Source organism: Paenibacillus pabuli (genome assembly GCF_039831995.1).
GTDB lineage: Bacteria > Bacillota > Bacilli > Paenibacillales > Paenibacillaceae > Paenibacillus > Paenibacillus pabuli_C.
In genome coordinates, this window is sequence record NZ_JBDOIO010000005.1 from 947590 (window position 1) to 965704 (window position 18115).

Sequence of the window (18115 nt, forward strand, 5' to 3'; positions counted from 1 at the left end):
ATGAACAAAATGAGATTTTTAATCTCGTCAGATTCAAAATGAGCTAATCGCTCTTTTCAATACTTTATTGGAGAGTTTGATCCTGGCTCAGGACGAACGCTGGCGGCATGCCTAATACATGCAAGTCGAGCGGACTTGAAGAGAAGCTTGCTTCTCTGATGGTTAGCGGCGGACGGGTGAGTAACACGTAGGCAACCTGCCCTCAAGCTTGGGACAACTACCGGAAACGGTAGCTAATACCGAATACTTGCTTTCTTCGCCTGAAGGAAGCTGGAAAGACGGAGCAATCTGTCACTTGAGGATGGGCCTGCGGCGCATTAGCTAGTTGGTGAGGTAACGGCTCACCAAGGCGACGATGCGTAGCCGACCTGAGAGGGTGATCGGCCACACTGGGACTGAGACACGGCCCAGACTCCTACGGGAGGCAGCAGTAGGGAATCTTCCGCAATGGGCGAAAGCCTGACGGAGCAATGCCGCGTGAGTGATGAAGGTTTTCGGATCGTAAAGCTCTGTTGCCAGGGAAGAACGTCCTTGAGAGTAACTGCTCAAGGAGTGACGGTACCTGAGAAGAAAGCCCCGGCTAACTACGTGCCAGCAGCCGCGGTAATACGTAGGGGGCAAGCGTTGTCCGGAATTATTGGGCGTAAAGCGCGCGCAGGCGGTCATTTAAGTCTGGTGTTTAATCCCGGGGCTCAACCCCGGATCGCACTGGAAACTGGGTGACTTGAGTGCAGAAGAGGAGAGTGGAATTCCACGTGTAGCGGTGAAATGCGTAGAGATGTGGAGGAACACCAGTGGCGAAGGCGACTCTCTGGGCTGTAACTGACGCTGAGGCGCGAAAGCGTGGGGAGCAAACAGGATTAGATACCCTGGTAGTCCACGCCGTAAACGATGAATGCTAGGTGTTAGGGGTTTCGATACCCTTGGTGCCGAAGTTAACACATTAAGCATTCCGCCTGGGGAGTACGGTCGCAAGACTGAAACTCAAAGGAATTGACGGGGACCCGCACAAGCAGTGGAGTATGTGGTTTAATTCGAAGCAACGCGAAGAACCTTACCAGGTCTTGACATCCCTCTGACCGGTACAGAGATGTACCTTTCCTTCGGGACAGAGGAGACAGGTGGTGCATGGTTGTCGTCAGCTCGTGTCGTGAGATGTTGGGTTAAGTCCCGCAACGAGCGCAACCCTTGATCTTAGTTGCCAGCACTTCGGGTGGGCACTCTAAGGTGACTGCCGGTGACAAACCGGAGGAAGGTGGGGATGACGTCAAATCATCATGCCCCTTATGACCTGGGCTACACACGTACTACAATGGCCGGTACAACGGGCAGTGAAGCCGCGAGGTGGAACGAATCCTAAAAAGCCGGTCTCAGTTCGGATTGCAGGCTGCAACTCGCCTGCATGAAGTCGGAATTGCTAGTAATCGCGGATCAGCATGCCGCGGTGAATACGTTCCCGGGTCTTGTACACACCGCCCGTCACACCACGAGAGTTTATAACACCCGAAGTCGGTGGGGTAACCGCAAGGAGCCAGCCGCCGAAGGTGGGATAGATGATTGGGGTGAAGTCGTAACAAGGTAGCCGTATCGGAAGGTGCGGCTGGATCACCTCCTTTCTATGGAGAATCGTTTCCCGAGTGGAAACATTCAAATCAGCAGGTTCACTGAACCTGCGACAGCGATTCATTTCGGTCCATCACTTGATGTGTGGATGAAATGAAGAGCAAAACTTACTCACTCGTTGCTCAGTTTTGAGAGCTCAAACTCTCAAACGTTTGGTGGCGATAGCGAAGGGGTTCCACACGTTCCCATCCCGAACACGACCGTTAAGCCCTTCAGCGTCGATGGTACTTGGACCGCAGGGTCCTGGGAGAGTAGAACGCCGCCAAGCGTAAACCCTATTGGGTTTCAATGTTAATATACGGGCCCTTAGCTCAGTTGGTTAGAGCGCACCTCTGATAAGGGTGAGGTCGGTGGTTCGAGTCCACCAGGGCCCACCATTTACTTTTTTATAATTTTATATGGGGCCATAGCTCAGCTGGGAGAGCGCCTGCCTTGCAAGCAGGAGGTCAGCGGTTCGATCCCGCTTGGCTCCACCAACAAGATTTCAAGCTTGTTCTTTGAAAACTAGATATCGAAACGAAAAATGCGAATTAGAACATTCCTTTTAGCTGAACTTGTGTTAAACAAGTTTCAAATATTAGTAATAACTGCATGAGCGAGTGATCGAATGGAACGACTTTTGGCTTTGCGCAAGCAAACCAAGGGAAGAGACAGCTCGAACACGAGTGAATTGGTTAAGCTACTAAGAGCACACGGAGGATGCCTAGGCGCTAGGAGCCGATGAAGGACGTGGCGAACAACGAAACTGCCTCGGGGAGCTGTAAGCAAGCTTTGATCCGGGGGTGTCCGAATGGGGAAACCCAGCTGGGGTAATATCCAGTTACTCATAACTGAATACATAGGTTATGTAGAGGCATACCAGGGGAACTGAAACATCTAAGTACCTTGAGGAAGAGAAAACAATAGTGATTCCGTCAGTAGCGGCGAGCGAACGCGGAACAGCCCAAACCAGAGAGCTTGCTCTCTGGGGTTGTGGGACGTCTCACATGGAGTTACAAAGGAACCGGTTAAACGAAGAGGTCTGGAAAGGCCCGCCAAAGAAGGTAAAAGCCCTGTAGTTGAAAGTCTGTTCCCTCCGAGACGGATCCCGAGTAGTGCGGGGCACGTGAAACCCCGTATGAATCCGGCAGGACCATCTGCCAAGGCTAAATACTTCCTAGCGACCGATAGTGAAGCAGTACCGTGAGGGAAAGGTGAAAAGCACCCCGGAAGGGGAGTGAAATAGAACCTGAAACCGTGTGCTTACAAGAAGTCAGAGCCCGTTTTAGGGGTGATGGCGTGCCTTTTGTAGAATGAACCGGCGAGTTACGTTCCCGTGCAAGGTTAAGGTGAAGAGCCGGAGCCGCAGCGAAAGCGAGTCTGAATAGGGCGAGTTAGTACGTGGACGTAGACCCGAAACCGGGTGATCTACCCCTGTCCAGGGTGAAGGTGCGGTAACACGCACTGGAGGCCCGAACCCACGCACGTTGAAAAGTGCGGGGATGAGGTGGGGGTAGCGGAGAAATTCCAATCGAACTCGGAGATAGCTGGTTCTCCCCGAAATAGCTTTAGGGCTAGCCTCGGAAAACAGAGTCGTGGAGGTAGAGCACTGATTGGGTGCGGGGCCCGCAAGGGTTACCAAGCTCAGTCAAACTCCGAATGCCATAGACTTACTTCCGGGAGTCAGACAGTGAGTGCTAAGATCCATTGTCAAAAGGGAAACAGCCCAGACCATCAGCTAAGGTCCCCAAGTGTGTGTTAAGTGGGAAAGGATGTGGAGTTGCACAGACAACCAGGATGTTGGCTTAGAAGCAGCCACCATTGAAAGAGTGCGTAATAGCTCACTGGTCGAGTGACTCTGCGCCGAAAATGTAACGGGGCTAAACACACCACCGAAGCTATGGCTTGATGCTTTGCATCAGGGGTAGGGGAGCGTTGTATAAGGGTTGAAGGTGTACCGTAAGGAGCGCTGGACATTATACAAGTGAGAATGCCGGTATGAGTAACGAAAAGATCAGTGAGAATCTGATCCGCCGAAAGCCTAAGGGTTCCTGAGGAAGGCTCGTCCGCTCAGGGTAAGTCGGGACCTAAGGCGAGGCCGAAAGGCGTAGTCGAAGGACAACAGGTCGAAATTCCTGTACCACCGTAAATCGTTACGAGCGATGGGGGGACGCAGTAGGGTAGTGACGCAGACTGATGGATGTCTGTCCAAGCAGTAAGGCTGGTTAGTAGGCAAATCCGCTAACCGTAAGGCTGAGCTGTGATGGGGAGTGAAAATTACAGTAGCGAAGGTCATGATCTCACACTGCCAAGAAAAGCCTCTAGCCAGATGAAGGTGCCCGTACCGCAAACCGACACAGGTAGGCGAGAAGAGAATTCTAAGGCGCGCGGAAGAACTCTCGTTAAGGAACTCGGCAAAATGACCCCGTAACTTCGGGAGAAGGGGTGCCCCGGTAGTGTGAATAGCACGAGGGGGCCGCAGTGAAAAGGCCCAAGCGACTGTTTAGCAAAAACACAGGTCTGTGCGAAGCCGTAAGGCGAAGTATACGGGCTGACGCCTGCCCGGTGCTGGAAGGTTAAGGGGAGCGGTTAGGAGCAATCCGAAGCTGTGAACCGAAGCCCCAGTAAACGGCGGCCGTAACTATAACGGTCCTAAGGTAGCGAAATTCCTTGTCAGGTAAATTCTGACCCGCACGAATGGCGTAACGACTTGGGCGCTGTCTCAACGAGAGATCCGGTGAAATTTTAATACCTGTGAAGATGCAGGTTACCCGCGACAAGACGGAAAGACCCCATGGAGCTTTACTGCAGCTTGATATTGAATTTGGGTACGATCTGTACAGGATAGGTGGGAGCCTTTGAAGCATGAGCGCCAGCTTGTGTGGAGGCACCGTTGGGATACCACCCTGATCGTATCTAGGTTCTAACCTGGTGCCCTTAGCGGGTACGGGGACAGTGTCAGGTGGGCAGTTTGACTGGGGCGGTCGCCTCCTAAAGAGTAACGGAGGCGCCCAAAGGTTCCCTCAGAATGGTTGGAAATCATTCGAAGAGTGCAAAGGCATAAGGGAGCTTGACTGCGAGACCTACAAGTCGAGCAGGGACGAAAGTCGGGCTTAGTGATCCGGTGGTACCGCATGGAAGGGCCATCGCTCAACGGATAAAAGCTACCCTGGGGATAACAGGCTTATCTCCCCCAAGAGTCCACATCGACGGGGAGGTTTGGCACCTCGATGTCGGCTCATCGCATCCTGGGGCTGAAGTAGGTCCCAAGGGTTGGGCTGTTCGCCCATTAAAGCGGTACGCGAGCTGGGTTCAGAACGTCGTGAGACAGTTCGGTCCCTATCTGTCGTGGGCGTAGGAAATTTGAGAGGAGCTGTCCTTAGTACGAGAGGACCGGGATGGACGTACCGCTGGTGTACCAGTTGTTCCGCCAGGAGCACCGCTGGGTAGCTATGTACGGACGGGATAAGCGCTGAAAGCATCTAAGCGTGAAGCCCCCCTCAAGATGAGATTTCCCAGTATGTAAGACCCCTTGAAGACGACGAGGTAGATAGGCTGGGGGTGGAAGTGCAGTAATGCATGGAGCTGACCAGTACTAATCGGTCGAGGGCTTATCCAAATTGCAGGTTGTAAGTCGCACATTTCGTTTCGGATCTAGTTTTCAGGGAGCAATCCTTGTGATATTGTTCATGATTGACTGTTTGGAGAGATACCCAAGTGGCTATAAGGGGACCCTCTGCTAAGGGGTTAGACTGCGTAAGCGGTGCGAGGGTTCGAATCCCTCTCTCTCCGCCATCTTTACCTTAAAGATGGACAAGCAATCCATATTTATTAATATGGCGGTGTAGCTCAGCTGGCTAGAGCGTACGGTTCATACCCGTGAGGTCGGGGGTTCGATCCCCTCCGCCGCTACCATATTACCCAGGAGGCTTAGCTCAGCTGGGAGAGCATCTGCCTTACAAGCAGAGGGTCGGGGGTTCGAGCCCCTCAGCCTCCACCATATACGCCGGTGTAGCTCAACTGGTAGAGCAACTGACTTGTAATCAGTAGGTTGGGGGTTCAAGTCCTCTCGCCGGCACCATTAATGCCTGGAACCGTGGTGTAGTTGGCCTAACATGCCTGCCTGTCACGCAGGAGATCGCGGGTTCGAATCCCGTCGGTTCCGCCATTAATTTAAAATTGAATAAGGCTCGGTAGCTCAGTCGGTAGAGCAGAGGACTGAAAATCCTCGTGTCGGCGGTTCGATTCCGTCCCGAGCCACCTTTTAATCCTGGAGGATTAGCGAAGTGGCCAAACGCATCAGACTGTAAATCTGCTCCCGTACGGGTTCGGTGGTTCGAATCCATCATCCTCCACCAGTTTTACGAGTCATTAGCTCAGTTGGTAGAGCACCTGACTTTTAATCAGGGTGTCGAAGGTTCGAGCCCTTCATGACTCATCTTGTTGAAAAGAGCGATTAATCATTAACTTGATTAATCGCTCTTTTTGTATGTATAAAATTAGGCAGCTGATAACAGTTCAATGGCATCGAAGGCGATGTATTGTAAGATATGATAAAATAATAGAAAAAAGCAGAGTGGTGGCGTTCATTATATGAAGCTCATACTTGGTCTTAAACAACAAATTGAATCCATTATCGGCACGGCCTTGGACGAATACGAAATTACCGTACACGAATGGAATCAATCCGCAATGCAGTTAACTGGTTGGGAACAGGATCGAAGCGGTCTACTTGGGGTGAAAGCTCCAGAGGATGGAAAACCTAATCAGGAGTTTGCTTCAGATGCGATAGCAAATGTGAAGAGTTTGAACACAGAGGAACGTATCTACTTTAAAGTTAAATTTAATGAGAATGAAGGAACTTTAGTATGTTGGGGTTGTTCTGCTGGCTCCATCACAATGGAGACAAGGCGCTTAATCGAATTGCTGATTACCAATAGTGCAGACAGATTAACGGAAGAATTGCCAGTGATTTATGAAAATAATCGGGAACAGGAACTTGCTGAATTGGGCAAGTGGCTTCGGCAGAAGACAGAGCACCCCACGGAGCAGGAATCCATTCCGGAGCAGTTTTCAATTCGCGATGAGATGCAATCTCAAAAGATCCCGTTCCTGCTGCAATGTGAGACGCCAGACGCCCATCGTATTCGTTCGAAGGAATTGAACAAATTACTGGGGAGTTATTTTGGTGAGGAAATTATGCTGATTCCTCTGGGAGAGCAGGACTGGCTCTTTCTGAGTGATGAGCAGATTGTGACAGGTGAAGCAGAAGAGGATACCCTCGAAGCAAGAAAGGATCTACTGAATGCTTTTTGCTTGGGGCTATACGAGTTGGTAGCGAGTGAATGGGCAGGTGTCTTTCATTTATCTGCGTCCATGCCGTGTATTCCGGTGCATCAGTTATCGACGGTCACAGGTTTGCTTCAAGAGAGTATTCACTTGGGAAGAGCATTTCACGTGGCTCAGCATATTCATCTTCCATGGGAACTGCATCTTGAGCGATTGGTGGCGAGTATTCCTGAACAGCAGCGTCTTCGTTTTATCAAGGAGACCGGAAAGGATACGGTGATCTTTGAGGATAGTGAGACACTTGCAACGTTGGAGACCTATTTTAGTCTGGACTGTAATGTTAGTGAGACTGCAAAGCGCCTATTTATCCATCGGAATACGCTCGTATACCGTCTGGACAAGATCAAACAGGAGATTGGCTACGATGTAAGAAGCTTTGAAAGTGCTGTTCTGGTGCGGCTTTTGCTCCTTATGTACAAAGTGACGAAAAAGCTTTGATATTTTTGTGCAGTTTGCGAATAGTCAAACATCACATAGATGGGTTAATATAAAACTACAAAATGTATTCGATTACAAAATGATCTCTGAGGAGGCAACAATCATGGCTGGTGTACGTTTAGAGCATATTTTCAAAAAATACCCGGGTTCTGATAAAGCAACAGTAGTTGATATTAACCTGGACATCAAAGATAAAGAATTCTTGGTACTGGTTGGTCCGTCCGGTTGTGGTAAATCAACAACACTGCGTATGATCGCAGGCCTTGAGGAAATTTCTGAAGGTAAACTCTATATCGGTGACCGTGTCGTTAATGATGTTGCTCCTAAAGACCGCGATATCGCGATGGTATTCCAATCCTATGCCTTGTATCCGCATATGAGCGTATATCAAAACATGGCGTTTGGTTTGAAACTGCGTAAAGTGAAAAAAGACGAGATCGACAAACGTGTTCGTGAAGCAGCTAAAATCCTGGATATCGAGCATTTGCTTGAGCGTAAACCTAAGGCATTGTCCGGTGGTCAACGTCAGCGTGTCGCTCTGGGACGTGCGATTGTCCGTGATCCGCAAGTCTTCTTGATGGATGAGCCTCTTTCCAACTTGGATGCGAAACTTCGTGGTCAGATGCGCGCGGAAATCACGAAGCTTGCTAAACGTTTGGAAACAACAGTTATCTACGTAACGCATGACCAGATCGAAGCCATGACCATGGGTGATCGGATCGTCGTTATGAAAGATGGTATCATTCAACAAGCAGCTTCTCCTGAAGAGCTGTACAATCACCCAGCTAACCTGTTCGTAGCAGGTTTCATCGGTTCCCCGACAATGAACTTTATCTCGGGTAAACTGGCTGAGCAAGGTGCTAACCTGCACTTCGTAGCTCCAGGCGTGGACGTTGAAATCCCGCAAGGTAAAGCACAAGTGCTGAAATCAAGAGGATACATTGGCAAGGAAGTTATTCTGGGTGTTCGTCCAGAAGATATCCACGAAGAGCCAGTATTCCTGGAAGCATCCCCGAACTCTGTATTCTCTACACATGTAGACGTAACAGAGAACCTGGGTCACGAAATGCTCCTTTACTTGAGCGGTGTGGGTAACGATACGACTATCGCACGTGTAGATGGACGTTCCAATACTCGTGATGGTTCCACAGTTAAAATGGCAATTGACATGAACAAGGTTCATATCTTTGACAAAGAGACTGAAGTGAACGTTCTCCTTCAAGACTAATCATACTGGGATTCCTCGGATCCGATGGAACATCAGTTAACGCAATCATACATTGTATTCAGAGCCCCTTCCGTTGTTGCTGGAAGGGGCTTTTTTGATTAATAGGCGGCCGTGGTCTGCGATTGCATTCAACCCTGAATTCATTTAAGATTATTTGAAGGCCGGTTTTGTTTTGTGAAGTCTGTAACCTGAAATAAATAAAATGAATGCGCTAATAATGGAATGGAATTCACGCAAAAATGCTGATGTACATAGAGAGGCAGCGAATGCTGAAAGGAAGAGACAAATGGCGAAAAAAGTGAAAGTATCTGAATTGGTACAGCAGTTCCAGCTTGAGGTCGTTTCCGGATCTCAAGGTTTGAAGAGAGTAATTACTGTAGATGACTTAAACCGTCCTGGCCTCGAAATGGCCGGTTATTTTGAATACCATCCACAAGAACGGGTACAGCTGCTTGGGAGAACAGAGCTGGCCTTTTTTGCAATGTTACCTGAAGCAGAGCGTCGTGACCGGATGCAGCGTCTATGCACGGAGGAAACACCGTGTATCTTGGTGACTCGTGGACTGGAAGTACCACAGGAACTTATCGAGATCAGCGAGGAGCAGAATCTGGCTGTGCTTCGCAGCAACATGGCAACGACGATTCTGTCCAGCCGTATTACCGGATTCCTGGAGCGTAAGCTTGCGCCAACGGCAACAATTCATGGCGTACTATGTGATGTGAACGGTGTTGGTATGCTGATTACAGGCAGCAGCGGTATTGGTAAGAGTGAAACGGCACTTGAACTGGTGAAGCGTGGACACCGCCTGATCGCCGATGATGCAGTTGAGATCCGTCAAACATCGGACTTCCAGCTGCACGGAACCGCACCAGAGCTTATTCGCCACCTGCTGGAGATCCGTGGAGTCGGGATCATCAACGTGATGACATTGTTTGGTGCAGGCGCTGTGCGTAACAATAAACGGATTACCCTGGTAGTGCGTCTTGAGGCTTGGCAGCAGGACAAGCAATATGATCGCCTGGGTCTGGATGAGGAGACAACACGAATCATCGATACGGATGTACCTCTGGTAACCATTCCTGTTCGTCCCGGACGAAACTTGGCTGTCATTATTGAAGTAGCTGCGATGAACTATCGTCTCAAGCAAATGGGACTTAACGCTGCGCTGCAATTTACGAACAAGCTGACGGCAACGATTTCTGAAGACATGGAAGACATGGACTAGGAAATATAGAAGTGTGACATGATTTCAACGTTTTTTAAAATAAAGAACCAAGGTCGGCCTGCTCTACTTCTTACGGGATTTGGAGCAGGTCCCATTTGGTCATGCATACAGAAGAGTGAATTTATAGGAGTGTGAATGAATGGATACATTATTACTGTTGAACCCCATTGCGTTCTCCATTGGAGCGTTAAAGGTTCACTGGTATGGGCTTATTCTCGGTACGGCCGCACTAGTAGGTCTGCTGCTGGTCATTCGGGAGGGTAAGCGGTACAACATACCGCAGGAAATATTTATGGATATGGTCCTGCTGGGTGTACCTTCTGCCATTATCGGAGCGCGTATATACTACGTAGCATTTCGATGGGATGATTATAAGGATAATTTCTGGGATGTCTTTAAGATATGGAATGGCGGTATCGCCATATATGGTGCGCTAATTGGTGCAATCATTTGTGCTGTCATTTTCTTCCGTCGTAAAGGGTACAATTTTTGGCGCATGGCTGACATTTGTGCACCTGGACTTATCGTTGGGCAGATGATTGGACGCTGGGGGAATTTTGTAAACCAGGAAGCCTACGGCGGACCTGTTGAAGAGTCCTTTTTGCGGGACAAGCTGCATTTGCCAGACTTTATTGTCAATCAGATGAATGTGGAAGGTGTATTCCACCATCCTGCATTTTTGTATGAGTCGTTATGGAGTCTTGTTGGCTTGGTTCTGTTGCTGGTTCTTCGTCGGCAGAAGTTTCTGCGTGCTGGTGAGTTGTTCATGTCCTACTTTATCTGGTACTCCATCGGTCGCTTCTTCATTGAAGCTCTGCGTACAGACAGTCTGGGCTTCCAGGCCCCCCAATGGCTTGCATCGCTCGTCAACGGATTATGGTCTCCAATGACTGCACTGGGTTTCGAACAGGGTTATCTGGATCCAGCCTACGGTAACGTAAGAATCTCGCAATTGCTCGCCATTGGCATCATTATCGCCGCTATCATATTTATCGTAGTAAGAAGAGTAACAGGAAAAGCGGATGCACGTTATAGTGATCCGATTGTATCTTCCAAGGTCTCATCCGAACCAACGGATGATATGCCACAAGCAGGACCGGTTGCCAGCAAAGAGACTAAGGCAAACCCAAGCCCCGCTAAAGAGGAGACGAAGCAAGCTGAGGATAAAAAGGAGTAATGCAGCATGATTGAAACGGTACTATTTGATCTCGACGGAACCATTATTGATACAAATGAGCTGATTATCAGCTCGTTCCTGCACGTCATGGAAGGCTGGGAGCATTCTGCCCCGTGGACACGTGAACAAATTATCCCGCATATGGGAGGCACACTGGAGCAGCAGATGCGTACCTTCTCCGGACAGGAGGAAGTGGGCGAGTATGTTAAAGGGTACCGTGCTTATAATGATATCCATCATGAAGCGATGGTAAAACCTTTTCCGCATGTGAATGAGGTTGTTGAGGCTCTGCACCAAGCGGGTATTGTGATGGGAGTAGTGACGACCAAGATTCGTCCATCTACGCTTAAAGTGCTGGAACGTTTTGACTTGATGAAATATATGAAATCCATTGTAACGGTGACCGATGTAACCCATCCGAAACCTCATGCTGAACCTGTACTTAAAGCAATGGAGGAGCTGGGTGCAGACCCGGCTACAACGCTGATGGTTGGGGATAGCCCGGTCGATATCCAATCCGCCCAAAATGCGGGTGCACTTGCAGCAGGCGTTGCCTGGTCTCTTAAGGGAGAGGCAGCGCTGAGTGAATATGGCCCGGATTATATACTACATGACATGAAGGACTTGCTTGCGCTGACCCGTATTGAAACGGGACGTTCATGAGGAAAGTCACCCGCTATCCGGTAGAGGGCCACAACGCACTCTGGCATATCTACAAGACGGTAAGTCCGTGGAAGGGTGTTCGCAACTTTATATGGATTCAGTTGTCACGGTATTGTCCTATTCTTCCTGTGAAGAACTGGATCTATCGCCACATGCTCGGTATGAAGGTGGGCAAACATACGGCATTTGGACTGATGGTTATGGTAGATGTGTTCTTCCCCGAGAAGATCACAGTTGGTGAAAACTCAGTCATCGGTTATAACACAACAATTCTCGCACATGAGTACCTCATTAAAGAGTACAGATTGGGAGAAGTCATTATCGGTGAAAATGTGCTGATCGGTGCCAACACGACAATCCTCCCTGGAGTAACCATCGGGGATGGAGCAGTGGTCGCTGCAGGAGCAGTTGTTCACAAGGACGTAGCCCCAGGAGCTTTTGTCGGTGGGAATCCACTTCGTGAACTATCGCGCAACGTGGATACCAGTGAATTGGAGCTTCACGTGAAAATAGATGAGCGTGTCCATTAGGGTAGGGTATCAAAAGGTATAGCAGTGGACACCCCATGTAAGTTATGAGGAGTCGTCCAAAAATACATGATATACAGAGGCACACGACAATTGTGCTTGCTTCTGATGAGAAAGAGCTGCTGATGGCAGCTTTTTTCGTATACAGATGTTGCTGAGAGGACTTGTTTGAACAGAAATAAATGATATGGCAGAGCGGGTAAGCTAGAGGACTGTATTGTTGACGATGAGGAGTCATTCATGTTATCATATCCCATATCCTTTAGTTTGTTAGCACTTTACCATATGAAAGTATTATGGAGTAGTAAGAACTTATCATCAATCAAGAACGGTTCAAGAATGCATCAAGAAGGCTGCCCGGCAGCATCTGAACACAGTCCCTTATTAAAGGGTAATAGAAGATGGAATCGGGATTTAAGATACATAAATCCTATTTAAGATAAAGCTAAAGCCCATAAACCAAACTACTGACTCGGGGTGAATGATACCAATGTCCAAACCAAAAGGCTTCGAAAAACCGACAGGTTTTCGTGACTATACACCACTTGTGGTAAACAAGCTGAGAACGATTGAACGGAACGTACTTGAATGTATGGAACGCTGGGGTTACCGCCAGATTATAACGCCAACGATTGAATATTACGATACGGTGGGAGTGGCGAGTTCGACCTCGGATCGAAAATTGTTCAAACTGCTCAATAATCGTGGAACTACACTTGTACTGAGATCGGATCTGACAGCACCCATTGCACGAGTAGTATCTTCTTTATTAAAAGATGAATCGCTCCCGCTGCGTCTGTCCTATCATGCGAATGTGTTTCGTTCCATTGAAGAAGAGGCCGGACGTGAGGCTGAATTCTTTCAGACAGGTGTAGAGCTGGTTGGGGATGACTCACCAGAGGCGGATGCCGAAGTGGTTGCACTTGCGATTGCCTCGCTGCAGGCAGCGGGAGTGTCTTCTTTTAAAATAGCGATGGGACATATGGGATTTCTAAACGGTTTGCTGGAGGAAGTCATTCCAGGACAGACGGCACAACAGGCCGCACTCAAAGAGGGGTTGCTCGGACGCGACTATGTTGGATATCGTCAGTCGATCGAGGAGCTTAATCTGGAACCAAAACCGAAAGAACAATTGGAAGCCATTCTGCGGTTGCGTGGCGGGAAAGAAGTATGTGCACATGCAGTAGAACTTAGCTCCAGTGCTGAAGCAGCGCAATCGATTGCTCATCTGTGTGCTGTGTTTGAAGTGCTGGAAGCCTACGGTGTATCAGAACATGTACTAATTGACCTGACCATGATCGGAGACTTCTCCTATTATACAGGCATGACCTTCGAAGGGTATGCGGCAGAACTGGGATCACCGGTGTGCAGCGGGGGGCGCTATGACAATCTGCTGCAGCAGTTTGGCCGCTCGCTTCCGGCAACGGGATTTGCGCTGAAAACGAATCGGATCATCGACGGAGTGCATGGCATTACGATGGAAGAAAACAAACCTGTGCTTATCCAGTATGACAAGGCACGCCGGGCTGAAGCGCTGGCGGAAGCGGCCCGTTTACGGAGCGGCGGACAAAACGTGGTGACTCGCCTTTTATCCGATCGCGAAGTAACAGAACCAGCAGCAGAAGTGGCTGTATCATCCCGGGGTAGCTCAGTGCGTTCGACAAGGGACGTCTACGAGCAGATTATCACCTATCAAGCTGAACAAGGAGGACGCTGAGATGTCGGATATTTTGAAGGTAGCCATGCCAAAGGGCCGGATCTATAAAAAAGCTTCCAAGCTCTTCCGTGAAGCGGGACTCGATATTCCTGTCGATGTGGACGACACACGCAAACTTGTCATTGAAGTGCCCGAAGCGGGGATGGAGTTCATCATGGCGAAGCCTGTAGATGTTCCAACGTATGTGGAATACGGTGTAGCGGATATCGGAATTGTGGGTAAGGACGTGCTGCTTGAGGAGAATCGCGACGTCTACGAACTGCTGAATCTGGGGATTGCACAGTGCCGTATGTCGGTTATCGGTCTGCCGGATTGGACACCGGGTATCCAGCAGCGTGTGGCGACGAAATACCCGAGAATTGCATCTCAATATTTCCGCGAACAGGGGCAGCAGGTGGAAGTCATCAAATTGAACGGCTCCATTGAACTTGCACCCTTGATCGGGCTGGCTGACCGGATTGTGGATCTGGTGGAGACGGGACAGACACTGCGTGAGAACGGATTGGTTGAGATGACAGGCATTCTGGATATCACGAGCCGCCTTATCGCAAACCGGGTGAGTTATCGGATGAAAAATGCACGGATTCAGGCATTATGCGATGCATTGCAGCAGGTCATTCCAACGACTAATGAATTTTCGGCAGGAAGCCTTCAGGGATAAACGATTGGGCAAGAAGGATTAGAGGCATCGATTAACACTTATGGATGACAGGAAATACAGGGGCCAGGGAGGTAGAAGAGCATGAAAATTGTACCTGCACGGGAATTTGATCTGAAGCGTGAAGTGGATTATGGTACACCTGAGCAAAATGAAACGGTCCGGCGTATTGTCAGTGACATCCGGCGGGAAGGGGATGCGGCACTGCTGCGGTATACGGAGGAGCTGGACCGCACGAAACTGACTGCTGCGGGACTGCGCGTGCCTCAGGAAGAGCTTCAGGCGGCCTACGCTGCTGTAGAACCTTCTTTCGTGACGGCGATTCGGCAAGCCGCCGCCAATATTCGAGCGTTTCACGTGAAACAGAAGCGCAACTCGTGGATGGATTGGCAGCCGGACGGCAGTCTGCTGGGCCAGGTCATCCGGCCGCTGAAGCGGGTCGGGGTGTATGTGCCTGGCGGCAAAGCAGCATATCCTTCGTCGGTGCTGATGAATGTCATTCCGGCACAGGTTGCCGGCGTGCCAGAGATTGTTATGGTGACGCCGCCGTCGACCAACGGCGGCGAGGGGATTGACCCGTACATTCTCGTTGCTGCCGCGGAAGCGGGCGTGAACGAGATGTACCGGGTTGGCGGCGCGCAGGCCATCGCCGCCCTAGCTTACGGCACGGAGAGCATTGCCCCGGTCGACAAGATCTGTGGACCGGGCAATATCTACGTGGCGCTCGCGAAGCGCGAGGTCTACGGCGCGGTCGATATCGACAGTATCGCCGGGCCGAGTGAAATTGTGGTGCTCGCCGATGAAACGGCGAACCCGGTGTATGTCGCCGCAGACTTGTTGTCGCAGGCGGAACATGACGAGATGGCATCGGCCATTCTCGTCACGACCTCGGCCGTGCTGGCGGAAGCCGTGCAGGCCGAAGTGCAGCGCCAGCTTGAGGCGCTGCCGCGGAAGGCGATCGCTGCTGCTTCCGTGGAGCAGTACGGCGCGATTATTGTGGTCGATTCCATGGATGAAGGAATCGATGTGGTGAACCGGCTTGCACCAGAGCATCTGGAGATTCTGGTGCAGGAGCCGATGGCTTATGCCGGCCGGATCGAAAATGCCGGCGCGATCTTCCTCGGCCCGTACAGCTCGGAACCGGTAGGGGATTATTTTGCCGGCCCGAATCATATCATTCCGACAAACGGAACAGCCCGGTTCAGTTCACCGGTAGACGTGGATGACTTTATTAAGAAATCAAGTTTGATCTACTATAGCAAGGAAGCGCTGCTCCAAAACGGAGCGGCTATTATAGAACTGGCCCGCCATGAAGGGCTTGAAGGGCACGCCCGTGCAATCGCTGTACGGTTAGAACAGGAAGGAAAGGCGGAATCGGACAATGGATAAGCAAAATAACGGAGTGGAGCTTGAAACGAAAGGTGCTGTGCGCCAGGCAGAGGTTGATCGCAAGACGAACGAGACGAATATTCAATTGGCATTTGCCGTAGACGGGACCGGACAATCGACAATTGAGACGGACGTTCCTTTCCTAAACCATATGCTCGATCTGTTCACAAAGCACGGACAATTCGATCTGAACGTACAGGCGCGTGGAGACATTGATATTGATGATCATCACACGGTTGAGGATATTGGAATCTGTCTGGGGCAGACCCTTCGTGAAGCGCTTGGAGACAAACGGGGCATCAAGCGTTATGCCAGCGTATTTGTACCGATGGATGAGGCGCTTGCTCAAGTTATCATTGATGTAAGCAACAGACCTCACTTCGAGTATCGCGCGGAGTATCCATCCCAGCAAGTGGGCAGCTTCTCTACCGAACTGGTACATGAATTTCTGTGGAAACTGGCGCTGGAGGCGCGGATTACACTGCACGTCATTGTACACTACGGCCAGAACACACATCACATGATTGAAGCAATCTTTAAGGCGTTGGGACGTGCACTGGATGAAGCAACGATGATCGATCCACGTGTAACAGGTGTGCCTTCCACGAAGGGAGTGCTGTAGACGATGGCGATTGCAATTGTCGATTACGGTATGGGGAACCTGCACAGCGTCGGCAAAGCGGTCGAACGTCTTGGCTATGAAGCGCTGGTGACTAGTGACAGGGAAACGATTCTAAATGCAGACGGGGTCATCCTGCCGGGCGTGGGTGCATTTGGTGATGCAATGGAGCATCTGCGGGAGAGTGGATTGGACGTTGTTGTGAAAGAAGCGGCAGCTGGAACGAAACCACTGCTCGGGATCTGTCTGGGCATGCAGCTGCTGTTTAGTTCCAGTGAGGAGCATGGGGAGCACTACGGCTTGGATATCCTGCCCGGAAAAGTGGTGCGTTTTGCAGCAGGAGAATTGAAGGTCCCTCATATGGGGTGGAATCGCCTGGAGTTCCTTCATCCGGAAAATCCTCTTTTTGAAGGGCTTGAAGCCGGACATGTTTATTTTGTCCATTCCTATCATGCGCGTACCGAAGTGGAAAGTGATCTGCTGGCAGTAACAGATTACGGTCACCCGGTTACAGCCATTGTGGGAAGGGGTAGCAACTTCGGCATGCAGTTTCACCCGGAGAAGAGCGGTGAACTGGGCATAAAGCTGCTCGGAAATTTCCTGGCCTTGACGGGTAAGCCTAATTAGGGATATGTCGGATTTCCGGCCAGGAGATCCGTTCAGATTGAACCTATGAAAGGATGGGCAGCCCTATCCTACCGATACATTATGGATAAGCAGTCAAGCTCATATAGATTGATAAACTAATAAAGAACAAATCAGGAGGCCTTGTATGTCATCTTTTATCATATATCCGGCAATTGATATCCGGGACGGCAAATGTGTAAGACTGGTGCAGGGGGATTACAATCAGGAGACGGTATATAATGATGACCCTGTAGAGGTTGCCCTTTCCTGGGAGAAGCAAGGGGGTACATACGTTCATCTGGTCGATCTGGACGGTGCAAAAGCGGGTCACCCCGTAAATGACGAGTTGATCGGACGCATTGCATCTGCAGTTAACGTGCCTGTACAGGTAGGCGGGGGACTTCGTACCGTAGCTGATGTGGAACGTTTACTCGGTCTTGGCGTGAGCCGGCTCATTATTGGAACAGCGGCGATTGAGGATCGGGCCTTTACCGAAGAAGTGTTAGGACGTTATGGAGATAAAGTGGCGATCGGTATCGATGCCCGAAACGGTTATGTGGCTACTCGCGGCTGGCTGGAAACATCCGAGGTGCAAGCTGAAGTACTGGCGAAAGAACTGGCTGCATTCGGTGCTGAGACGTTTATCTTCACCGACATTTCCCGTGATGGAATGATGCAGGGGCCAAATGTGGAAGCCATTGTATCACTTGCCAAGGCGAGCGGACGTAATGTTATCGCTTCCGGAGGTGTAAGTGTGATGGATGATCTGCTTCGCCTGAGCCGTCATGCGGATGATGGAATCGGAGGAGCAATCGTTGGTAAGGCGCTGTATACCGGCAGTATTGATCTGTCCGAAGCAGTGCGCACAGTCAACAAGTAAAGGAACTGGATAGAGA

Annotated in this window: 12 protein-coding genes, 10 tRNA genes and 3 rRNA genes; all 25 read left to right on the forward strand. The window is 50.2% G+C overall.

The window, feature by feature from the left end; genetic code table 11:
• The first annotated feature begins 64 nt into the window (after window positions 1-64).
• Window positions 65-1616, forward strand: a 16S ribosomal RNA gene (locus tag ABGV42_RS31005).
• A 158-nt stretch (window positions 1617-1774) separates the two neighbouring features.
• Window positions 1775-1891, forward strand: a 5S ribosomal RNA gene (gene rrf, locus ABGV42_RS31010).
• A gap of 32 nt (window positions 1892-1923) precedes the next feature.
• Window positions 1924-2000: transfer RNA gene (locus ABGV42_RS31015), tRNA-Ile, on the forward strand.
• Between the two features lie 23 nt (window positions 2001-2023).
• Window positions 2024-2099: transfer RNA gene (locus ABGV42_RS31020), tRNA-Ala, on the forward strand.
• A 196-nt stretch (window positions 2100-2295) separates the two neighbouring features.
• Window positions 2296-5221, forward strand: a 23S ribosomal RNA gene (locus tag ABGV42_RS31025).
• Together the 16S, 23S and 5S rRNA genes with 10 tRNA genes alongside form the textbook arrangement of a ribosomal RNA operon.
• 84 nt (window positions 5222-5305) lie before the next feature.
• Window positions 5306-5397: transfer RNA gene (locus ABGV42_RS31030), tRNA-Ser, on the forward strand.
• Between the two features lie 43 nt (window positions 5398-5440).
• Window positions 5441-5517: transfer RNA gene (locus tag ABGV42_RS31035), tRNA-Met, on the forward strand.
• Between the two features lie 9 nt (window positions 5518-5526).
• A tRNA-Val gene (locus ABGV42_RS31040) sits at window positions 5527-5602 on the forward strand.
• Window positions 5603-5607: 5 nt separating this feature from the next.
• A tRNA-Thr gene (locus tag ABGV42_RS31045) sits at window positions 5608-5683 on the forward strand.
• A gap of 9 nt (window positions 5684-5692) precedes the next feature.
• Window positions 5693-5770 (forward strand) — tRNA-Asp (locus ABGV42_RS31050).
• Window positions 5771-5789: 19 nt separating this feature from the next.
• Window positions 5790-5862: transfer RNA gene (locus tag ABGV42_RS31055), tRNA-Phe, on the forward strand.
• Window positions 5863-5874: 12 nt separating this feature from the next.
• Window positions 5875-5960 (forward strand) — tRNA-Tyr (locus tag ABGV42_RS31060).
• A 7-nt stretch (window positions 5961-5967) separates the two neighbouring features.
• Window positions 5968-6040 (forward strand) — tRNA-Lys (locus ABGV42_RS31065).
• A gap of 155 nt (window positions 6041-6195) precedes the next feature.
• A complete protein-coding gene (locus ABGV42_RS31070) occupies window positions 6196-7389 on the forward strand; it encodes a PucR family transcriptional regulator (protein ID WP_347385121.1) in 1194 nt (397 codons plus the stop codon).
• A gap of 103 nt (window positions 7390-7492) precedes the next feature.
• A complete protein-coding gene (locus tag ABGV42_RS31075) occupies window positions 7493-8617 on the forward strand; it encodes an ABC transporter ATP-binding protein (RefSeq protein WP_095292957.1) in 1125 nt (374 codons plus the stop codon).
• Between the two features lie 286 nt (window positions 8618-8903).
• Window positions 8904-9842: an HPr(Ser) kinase/phosphatase gene (gene hprK / locus ABGV42_RS31080; RefSeq protein WP_095292959.1), complete on the forward strand. Its 939-nt coding sequence runs from the start codon at window positions 8904-8906 to the stop codon at window positions 9840-9842.
• A gap of 139 nt (window positions 9843-9981) precedes the next feature.
• Window positions 9982-11019: a prolipoprotein diacylglyceryl transferase gene (gene lgt, locus ABGV42_RS31085; protein ID WP_347385122.1), complete on the forward strand. Its 1038-nt coding sequence runs from the start codon at window positions 9982-9984 to the stop codon at window positions 11017-11019.
• A 6-nt stretch (window positions 11020-11025) separates the two neighbouring features.
• Window positions 11026-11682, forward strand: coding sequence for a pyrophosphatase PpaX (gene ppaX / locus ABGV42_RS31090; RefSeq protein ID WP_347385123.1), 657 nt, complete (start codon window positions 11026-11028; stop codon window positions 11680-11682).
• The gene (locus ABGV42_RS31095) at window positions 11679-12212 is read left to right on the forward strand and encodes an acyltransferase (RefSeq protein WP_347385124.1); all 534 of its coding nucleotides are present in this window, start codon (window positions 11679-11681) and stop codon (window positions 12210-12212) included. Before ppaX ends, ABGV42_RS31095 begins: the two co-directional genes overlap by 4 nt.
• A 487-nt stretch (window positions 12213-12699) precedes the next feature.
• Window positions 12700-13926: an ATP phosphoribosyltransferase regulatory subunit gene (locus tag ABGV42_RS31100; RefSeq protein WP_347385125.1), complete on the forward strand. Its 1227-nt coding sequence runs from the start codon at window positions 12700-12702 to the stop codon at window positions 13924-13926.
• Between the two features lies 1 nt (window position 13927).
• Window positions 13928-14587 (forward strand): ATP phosphoribosyltransferase, encoded by a 660-nt coding sequence (gene hisG, locus ABGV42_RS31105; protein WP_347385126.1) that lies wholly within the window; start codon window positions 13928-13930, stop codon window positions 14585-14587.
• 81 nt (window positions 14588-14668) lie between these two features.
• Complete coding sequence (gene hisD, locus ABGV42_RS31110; RefSeq protein WP_347385127.1) at window positions 14669-15973, forward strand: histidinol dehydrogenase; 1305 nt, start codon at window positions 14669-14671, stop codon at window positions 15971-15973.
• Window positions 15966-16595: an imidazoleglycerol-phosphate dehydratase HisB gene (gene hisB, locus ABGV42_RS31115; protein WP_347385128.1), complete on the forward strand. Its 630-nt coding sequence runs from the start codon at window positions 15966-15968 to the stop codon at window positions 16593-16595. The genes hisD and hisB overlap by 8 nt, the downstream gene beginning before the upstream one ends.
• A 3-nt stretch (window positions 16596-16598) precedes the next feature.
• Window positions 16599-17219, forward strand: a complete 621-nt coding sequence (gene hisH, locus ABGV42_RS31120; protein WP_347385129.1) for an imidazole glycerol phosphate synthase subunit HisH — start codon at window positions 16599-16601, stop codon at window positions 17217-17219.
• A 145-nt stretch (window positions 17220-17364) separates the two neighbouring features.
• Window positions 17365-18099, forward strand: a complete 735-nt coding sequence (gene hisA / locus ABGV42_RS31125) for a 1-(5-phosphoribosyl)-5-[(5-phosphoribosylamino)methylideneamino]imidazole-4-carboxamide isomerase (protein WP_347385130.1) — start codon at window positions 17365-17367, stop codon at window positions 18097-18099.
• Window positions 18100-18115 lie beyond the last annotated feature (16 nt).

Bases quoted from the DNA above. Each gene is read 5' to 3' on its own strand.
- ABGV42_RS31070 (WP_347385121.1), top strand. From the start codon at position 6,196: ATGAAGCTCATACTTGGTCTTAAACAACAAATTGAATCCATTATCGGC.
- ABGV42_RS31075 (WP_095292957.1), top strand. From the start codon at position 7,493: ATGGCTGGTGTACGTTTAGAGCATATTTTCAAAAAATACCCGGGTTCT.
- hprK (WP_095292959.1), top strand. From the start codon at position 8,904: ATGGCGAAAAAAGTGAAAGTATCTGAATTGGTACAGCAGTTCCAGCTT.
- lgt (WP_347385122.1), top strand. From the start codon at position 9,982: ATGGATACATTATTACTGTTGAACCCCATTGCGTTCTCCATTGGAGCG.
- ppaX (WP_347385123.1), top strand. From the start codon at position 11,026: ATGATTGAAACGGTACTATTTGATCTCGACGGAACCATTATTGATACA.
- ABGV42_RS31095 (WP_347385124.1), top strand. From the start codon at position 11,679: ATGAGGAAAGTCACCCGCTATCCGGTAGAGGGCCACAACGCACTCTGG.
- ABGV42_RS31100 (WP_347385125.1), top strand. From the start codon at position 12,700: ATGTCCAAACCAAAAGGCTTCGAAAAACCGACAGGTTTTCGTGACTAT.
- hisG (WP_347385126.1), top strand. From the start codon at position 13,928: ATGTCGGATATTTTGAAGGTAGCCATGCCAAAGGGCCGGATCTATAAA.
- hisD (WP_347385127.1), top strand. From the start codon at position 14,669: ATGAAAATTGTACCTGCACGGGAATTTGATCTGAAGCGTGAAGTGGAT.
- hisB (WP_347385128.1), top strand. From the start codon at position 15,966: ATGGATAAGCAAAATAACGGAGTGGAGCTTGAAACGAAAGGTGCTGTG.
- hisH (WP_347385129.1), top strand. From the start codon at position 16,599: ATGGCGATTGCAATTGTCGATTACGGTATGGGGAACCTGCACAGCGTC.
- hisA (WP_347385130.1), top strand. From the start codon at position 17,365: ATGTCATCTTTTATCATATATCCGGCAATTGATATCCGGGACGGCAAA.